The organism is Chloroflexota bacterium, from assembly GCA_016219275.1.
Lineage (GTDB): Bacteria > Chloroflexota > Anaerolineae > UBA4142 > UBA4142 > JACRBM01.
The window spans coordinates 1-7,791 of the sequence record JACRBM010000001.1 but is presented as its reverse complement, the minus strand read 5'-3'; the positions used below and the strand labels follow the sequence as shown (position 1 = coordinate 7,791).

Genomic DNA, 7,791 nt, shown 5'->3' with positions numbered 1-7,791 from the left:
GCGTTCCGCCGGGCGTCCATCCCTCATTGCATTCGGGACAATTGCCTACGTGGACGCGAAATTCGCCCGCGTACTATAGCCCCGTAGCGAAGCGGAGTGGGGGCGGGCGACCAGCCAACGGCTCACGCGGGGCAATTTCAAGTGCCATTTTACCGGCGGGCATGCTACAGTCTCGAATTTTCGCGAATTTGTTTTTTATTCGCGTGGATTCGCGTGATTTGCGGATCAAGTGGTCAGCTTGCCCGCTCGTGCGGACGGCTCGTCCGCACCACAGTATGACCAAATAACTTTTCGATGAGCATTCTTCCGTGACAACGATTGCTAACCCCGCGCCGATTCCACTTCGTATGCCGGGAACCGGGCGCATTCTTCTGCGTTGCTTTGGTTACCTCCGACCTTATTGGCAGCAAACAACCGGCGCGTATCTCGCGCTCGTTGCGATCAACGCGCTCGCGCTTGCCGTGCCGCAGTTCATTCGCTGGATCGTGGATCACGGCATTCGCGATAGCGACGCGACGCTTTTACTCTGGTCGGTGATCGCGCTGCTCGTGTTGACCTTGCTCAAAGGCGCGTTGACGTTTTTGCAAGGATTGTGGACCGAGAACGCGTCCCAGGGTGTGGCGTACGATTTGCGAAACGCAATGCACCGCAAACTCGGCGCACTCTCCTTCTCGTACCACGACCGCACCGAAACCGGGCAGGTGCTTTCGCGCACGATGCAAGATGTCGAGCGGATTCGTTTTGTCACCGGGCGCGCGATTCTCCGCTTGATTGACGGCATCGTGTTGTTGCTCGGCACCGCTGTGATGTTGATCGCGATGAATCCTGGGTTGGCGCTGCTCGCGCTCGCGACGATGCCGTTCCTCGCGCATCGCGCGTTTCACCTGGGACGCCGCTTGCGTCCGTTGTCGCTTGCGGTGCAACAACAACTCGCGGTCCTCACCACCCGGCTCGAACAAAACTTGCGCGGCGCGCGCGTCGTCAAAGCGTTCGCGCAAGAAGACGCCGAGATCGCGCGGTTTGCGCGTGAGAACGAACATTGGTTCGATCTGTCGGTGAGCGCGTCGCGCTTGCAGGCGATTAACGTGCCGATGATTGACCTCATCGCCAATCTCAGCACCGTGCTGATTATCTGGTACGGCGGAACGTTGGTGATGCAAAATCAACTGACGCTCGGCGAACTCGTGTCATTCACGACGTACCTCGCGCAATTGGTTCAACCGGTGCGACGGCTCGGTCAAATCATTCCCGCGTTGACGCAAGCCGCGACGGCGGGCGAACGCGTCTTTGAAATTCTCGACACGCAATCCGAAGTGCGTGAAGCGCTGGACGCGATTGCATTACCAGCCGTCCAGGGTCACGTCCGTTTCGAGCGCGTGTCGTTCGCGTATTTTCGTCGCCATCGCGTCCTGTCCGACATTTCGTTCGAGGCGCTACCCGGTCAGGTCGTCGCGCTGATCGGCACGACCGGGTCGGGCAAGTCCACGATCATCAATCTCATTCCACGTTTCTACGATCCGACCGAAGGGCGCATCACGATTGACAGCATAGACACACGTCGCGTCACCCTCAACTCGTTGCGCGATCAGGTTGGCATCGTTTTGCAAGAGACGATGTTGTTCGCGACGACGATTCGCGAGAACATCGCGTTCGGTCGTCCCGACGCGACGGATGAGCAAATCGTCAACGCGGCGCGCGCGGCGCAGGCACACGAGTTCATTCTCGAAACGCCGCAGGGGTACGACACAGTGGTCGGCGAGCGCGGCATCACGTTATCCGGCGGACAACGCCAGCGCGTCGCGATCGCGCGCGCGTTGCTCAAAGACCCGCGCATCTTGATTCTCGACGACGCAACGTCGAGCGTGGATAGCGAGACCGAGCGGCTGATTCAACTCGCGCTCGAACGTTTGATGCGCGGGCGCACGTCGTTCGTCATCGCGCAGCGCCTGAGCACACTGCGTATGGCAGACTTGATCCTCGTGCTCGACCAAGGGCGCATCGCCGCGCGCGGCACGCACGCGGAATTGTTACGCACGTCGGGATTGTATGCGGAAATTTATCAGCAGCAGTTGCGGAAGGATGTTGTGGAGAAAGAGGGAAAGAAGGGAAATGAAGGAAATGAGGGAAACGGCGTAGGAGTATGAGTCTTTCCATCGGGGCGGCGACATCGGGGATGGGACCGCGCGGCGCAATCGAATCGTTTGGCGAACACGCGGAAGCGCGCGCGTTTGATCGGCGCATCATCGCGCGTCTGCTCGCGTACTTGCGTCCGCATTGGCAGCGGATGATCGTTGCCGCGATTCTCGTGTTGATTTCGTCGGGGTTGACGCTCGCCGCGCCATATCTCATCAAGATCGCAATTGACCAAGCCATCGCACAAAACGATGCGGCGAGTTTGCTGCGCGTCGCGCTCGCGCTCACAGCGGTCTTTGTAGGCAATTACGCCGCGACGGCTGGGATGCAATACCTGTTATCCTGGGTCGGACACCAAGTTCTCGCGACGTTGCGCGCGCAACTGTTTCGGCATTTGCAGAACTTGTCGCTCGGCTATCACAACACGCACATTGTCGGCGTGACGATTTCGCGCGTCATCAGCGATGTGTCGGTCATCAACGATTTGTTGTCGCAAGGGCTGATCACGCTCGTCGGCGATACCATCGTCTTGATCGGCATCGTCGTCGTGATGATCTCGCTGAGTCCGTCGCTCGCGCTGTACGCGTTCAGCGTTTTGCCGCTGATGGTCTTCGCGACCTGGCTTTTTACGCGTCAAGCACAAACGGCGTTTCGCAACACACGTGCGCGCGTCGCCGCGGTCATCGGCGATCTCGCGGAAAACATTTCGGGGATGCGCGTGATTCAGGCATTCGCGCAAGAGGACGCGACCCAGGAACGCTTCGACGAAGTGAATCGCGCGAATCGCGACGCGAACATCGCGGCGATGCGGCTCTCGTTCGTGTTCCTGCCGTCGGTCGAATTTCTGGGGATGGTCGCGACGGCGATTGTGTTGTGGTTCGGCGGGCGCGCCGTCGCGCAGAATGAATTGACGCTGGGTATCGTCGTCGCGTTCCTCGCGTACGTCACGCGCTTTTTCCAGCCGATTCAAGAACTGAGCCAGCTCTACACAACGATGCAAGCCGCGATGGCGGGCGGCGAACGCGTCCTGGGTTTACTCGACACCGAGCCGGAGGTGCGCGACGCGCCAGACGCCATCGCGATGCCAACCGTGACCGGGCGCATCGAGTTGGCGAACGTGTCATTTGGCTACACGCGCGACGAACTCGTTTTGCGCGACGTGAATCTCGTGATCGAACCAGGGCAAACGGTCGCGCTCGTCGGACCGACCGGCGCGGGCAAGACCTCCATCGCGAATTTGATCGCGCGGATGTACGATGTGAGCGCCGGCGCGATTTTGGTGGACGGCGTGGATGTGCGTCGGGTGGCACAACAATCGCTCCGGCGACAAACCGGCATCGTGCCGCAAGAACCGTTTTTATTTTCTGGTACGATTGCGGACAATATTCGTTTTGGTCGTCCCGACGCGTCGGAGGCGGACATGGAGTACGCCGCGCAACTTGCGAACGCGCACGAATTTATCGCGGAGTTGCCGGAAAAATATGACACGGTGATTCAAGAGGGCGGCGTCAACTTGTCGCTCGGACAACGCCAACTCATTTGCATCGCGCGCGCGCTCCTCGCGAACCCGCGCGTGCTGATTCTCGACGAAGCGACCGCGAGCGTGGACACCTTGACCGAAGCATTGATTCAAGACGCGCTCCAACGTTTGCTCGTCGGGCGCACCGCGATTGTGATCGCGCACCGGCTCAGCACGATTCGCAACGCAGATGTGATTTGCGTCGTGAACGATGGGCAGATCGTCGAGCGCGGGCGACACGAGGAATTGCTCGCACGCGGGGGATTGTATCGGCAGTTGTACGAACGGCAGTTTGTGGAGATATCGCCGTAGGATAAAACAAGAGACGAGCCAGCGGCTTGTTTTTTGCGTTTTTCATCACTCCGCGATATACTGGGATTGCACGTTTAGCTTTGTCCCGTAAGTGAATTCAGTTTGCGCGCTTCTGTGGAGAGGCGGAGAGATGTCGGCTTGTGGGACGTTCGTGCTTGCTCGTCGTAATCATCGCACAGAGATCAAAACACCTGCTCGTTTGACGCGAATCCTGGGCAGTCCTGAGTGAAAGTTGCAGGACGCAAGGATCATCGCGCTAACGGCAGGTGTTTGGTTTTGGATAAATAGTTAGGGAGGAGTTCAACGATGGAAATATCAAAAATCCAAATCAAGAACTTCCGTAATTTCAAAAATCTAGAAATCGAAACTGGTTCAAACTTAATATTATTGGGCGAAAATGGCGTTGGTAAGACGAATTTTCTCGAAGCTCTTCATCTCGTACTCGATCCCTCGGCTAATAGAGTTTTACGGAAGGAGGATTTCTTTAGAGGCGTAAATCCATTTGGCGGAACAGAAATTGAAATTCAGATTCAATTCGCCAAGTTTCAAAACGATCCTAAACTTTCAACAATTTTTTCTGGATGCGAAATTGCGCTTGACCCTCGAGTCGCCCAGGTATCATTCTTGTATCGTCCGAAACCTGACATTGCCACTGATAAAGCTGTTGGCCGCGATGATTATGAATTTATAATCTATGGAGGCAATGATAAGAAGGACATACGTCAAAAAATTCATCCACACATAAACTTGCGCCTTATTCCTGCATTGCGCGACATAGACAATGACATGGCGGTTTGGAGACATTCTCCACTACGTCGCCTTATCGAACTGATGAACTTGGCAGACGATGCTGATTTTCAAGACGTCGTAAAAGGAGTGATTGAAGCGACCAATAAGCTTCAGTCTATTCCACGTATCAAGGACCTGCAAGAGAATATCAAATCACGACTTGCAGACATGATTGAATCTGGTGACAGAATTAATCCGTCTTTTGGTTTGCTCCCGCTAAATGCCAACGAATTGCAGAAAGCACTCAAGTTGTTTGCCGATTCGAATTTGTCATTGGATCGCTCCAGTTTGGGATTTACTAACGTTCTCTATTTGAAATTGCTCATGCTTGAGGTTGAGAAAGCAGAACAGCTAAATGGTAGTAATCAAGGTGAAGAATACAAATTTATTATTTTAGCAGTTGAAGAACCCGAATCTCATTTGCATCCACACCTACAACGGTTAGTATTCCGTGATTTTTTGAAGCGGCATCCTCCAGTTCTACTTTCAACCCATTCCCCGCACATTGTTAGTGTTAGCAACCCCGATAACTTGGTCTTATTGAAAGATAATAAACCAGATGGAACCATTGCAACTTCAACTGCTGGTTTATCACGCCTGCCCGATTGGGAACCCGATTGGGATTCGGCTTCAAGAGATTTGGCTCGTTTCCTTGATGCTATTCGGGGCGAAGTGGCTTTTTCTCGAGGAGTAATTTTAGTTGAAGGAGATGCAGAGATCTTTCTCATTCCAGAATTTGTGAAACAGATGAAAGATAAAGGAATTATTTCCAAGAGTCTAGATGGCTGTGGCATTACCGTTTGCAATGTTGCTGGAACGCATTTTGGTCTATATGTACGCTTCTTAGGTCCAATGGGGCTAGGACTTCCCATTGTAATCTTAACCGATGGTGATAAATATGTTGGCTTAGATGACATTTTTAAGGCGTTTCAAGACGATGACCGTATTGATTCAACAATCAAGAATGAAGCTAAGTCCTACCATGATTCATTTGACTGGGATAATTTGCGATTGTGTTTGGAGAGAAATGGATATGGTTTCTATGAAGGACTCAAACGCGGAATTGCTTTAGCAAGACTTTTGGATCCTCTCGTATGTCCAAAATTAGAATCTGATTATAGCAATAACGCATGGGATGCGGTAAGGAAAGGACTAGCCGACATCGGAATTTTTGTGAATGAGTGGACACTTGAGGCTAGTTTGATTTCAATAGGTTACCAAAACGAATTATTGACCGTGTATCAGGAATTAGGCGCAAGCGCGAGGCAAGTAACTAATATGAAAGAGCAACTAAATGAAGGAAAACCTTCCGGCATTCAACAACTGATCAAAAATCGAATTGAGGACAAAGGCAAAGGGCGATTCGCCCAGCGACTGGCAGACAAAATTGATGCAACAAAAATTCCTGAATACATCGCTCTGGGTATTCAAAGAATTGTTTCCAAGGCTACATAGTACAGACAACCCACTATCGAATCGACAAGGCATTACGGCGGCAGGTGTAAATTGTCAGAGTATCTTGAACGACTCGCAAAGATCGAAGAAAACGCCGAGCAATTCAAAGCACTTCGTACAGATAAAAGTTGTGTCGTGATTGCAGGTCCAGGATCAGGCAAGACCTATCTGCTAACCGCCAAAATAGCAAAATTTTTGTACGAACGAATCTACCCTCCTCAAGGGATAGCTTGCATCACTTATTCTCGGTTGTTGGCGCGTCAACTTCACACAGAGATTCACAAGATAGGGATACAAAATTCATCAAGACTGTTCATTGGCACAGTACATAGTTTTTGTCTGAAGGAAATAATTCATCCCTATAAACAGTTCTGTGGTTTCGACTTACCTGAACCATTAAGGATTGCATCTAAAGATGAACGCAGAGAGGCGATTCGAGGGGCTCTATTAGAACAGAAAATTATCAGGCGTGATATTGATAATGTGGCAAAAAACTTGGATAAGTATCGGAGGCGATATCCATATTGTGATCCGATTATTAAAGAAAGTATTGAGTGGTCCCGTTTGGCAAATCGTTATATACAGTTACTATTATCTGGAACGGAACCGTCGGTAGATTTCGTCTATTTGGAAATATTAGCTCTATATGCAATTGAAAAACACAAGAGTATTCGTGACATACTCGAAGCGAAATTTCCTTTTTTGGCAATTGATGAATACCAAGACCTTAATTATCCTTTTCATAGAATGGTCACTTCTTTGCTCTCATGTACAAATGTGAAGGTTTTCGCGATAGGCGATAGGGATCAATGTATTTATGAACAATTACAAGGAACAAACCCGCAGTACCTTACCGAATTAGCCGAACAAGTGAAAACGCGGGACAACAATGAGCCAATTACACTACGACAGAATTATCGGTCGGCGGATGAGTTGATCCGAATTTCGGAAATAGTTCTCGGAGAAAACAGAGGTTATCAATCCAATGCTAAAGATGGGTTGTTTGTCTGTGTTAATTGTTCCGGAGGAGAGCAAGGGCAGTTTCATGTCCTCCTTGAGAGTGTTGCAGAATTAGGAACGTGACGACTTTGCAGCGCATCAGAGGCAATTCACCGCTTGATTGATCGCTGCGGAGTGCAAATCTTGTTGTCCACCTTCAAGATTTAACGGTTATCGCCAATTCTTGTGAATCCGGAGATAGAATTGGCTCAGGAATATGCACGGGACCAATTCTGCAACACTCTCTACTTCAAGATCTATTGCCAAAAATCATAGAGAGTCGTGCAAGCAATGACATCAAAGATTTGGGGAAAGTTGCAATACTGCATCCAAGGCGCAAAGACTCTTTGAGAGCAATCTCAGATGCATTGGGAGACTTGCCACATTCGCTCGATAAAGAACCTGACTATGATAACTCATATGAGTTGACAGAGTGGATTGAACAACTAGTACAGCTCGGCATAAATCCTTCGGTAGTTCAAACCGTTAATGGACGGCCAGCATAGGTCCACTTAAACGGCTTGGCCATCGTGCGATTGAAGTACTCGATGAATTTCAAAATCCGTTGGCGCAATTCTTCCAGG

Annotated in this window: 4 protein-coding genes; all 4 read left to right on the top strand. The window is 51.1% G+C overall.

Going from position 1 to position 7,791, the window contains the following annotated elements; translation table 11 throughout:
• Window positions 1-347 precede the first annotated feature (347 nt).
• The 4 genes from HY868_00020 to HY868_00005 all read left to right on the top strand — a co-directional run bounded on the left by HY868_00020 (window position 348) and on the right by HY868_00005 (window position 7,291).
• Complete coding sequence (locus HY868_00020) at window positions 348-2,144, top strand: ABC transporter ATP-binding protein (protein MBI5300490.1); 1,797 nt, start codon at window positions 348-350, stop codon at window positions 2,142-2,144.
• The gene (locus tag HY868_00015) at window positions 2,141-3,964 is read left to right on the top strand and encodes an ABC transporter ATP-binding protein (GenBank protein ID MBI5300489.1); all 1,824 of its coding nucleotides are present in this window, start codon (window positions 2,141-2,143) and stop codon (window positions 3,962-3,964) included. The genes HY868_00020 and HY868_00015 overlap by 4 nt, the downstream gene beginning before the upstream one ends.
• Before the next feature lie 306 nt (window positions 3,965-4,270).
• The gene (locus tag HY868_00010) at window positions 4,271-6,208 is read left to right on the top strand and encodes an AAA family ATPase (GenBank protein MBI5300488.1); all 1,938 of its coding nucleotides are present in this window, start codon (window positions 4,271-4,273) and stop codon (window positions 6,206-6,208) included.
• Between the two features lie 51 nt (window positions 6,209-6,259).
• Complete coding sequence (locus HY868_00005; protein MBI5300487.1) at window positions 6,260-7,291, top strand: ATP-dependent helicase; 1,032 nt, start codon at window positions 6,260-6,262, stop codon at window positions 7,289-7,291.
• The last annotated feature ends 500 nt before the right edge of the window (window positions 7,292-7,791 follow it).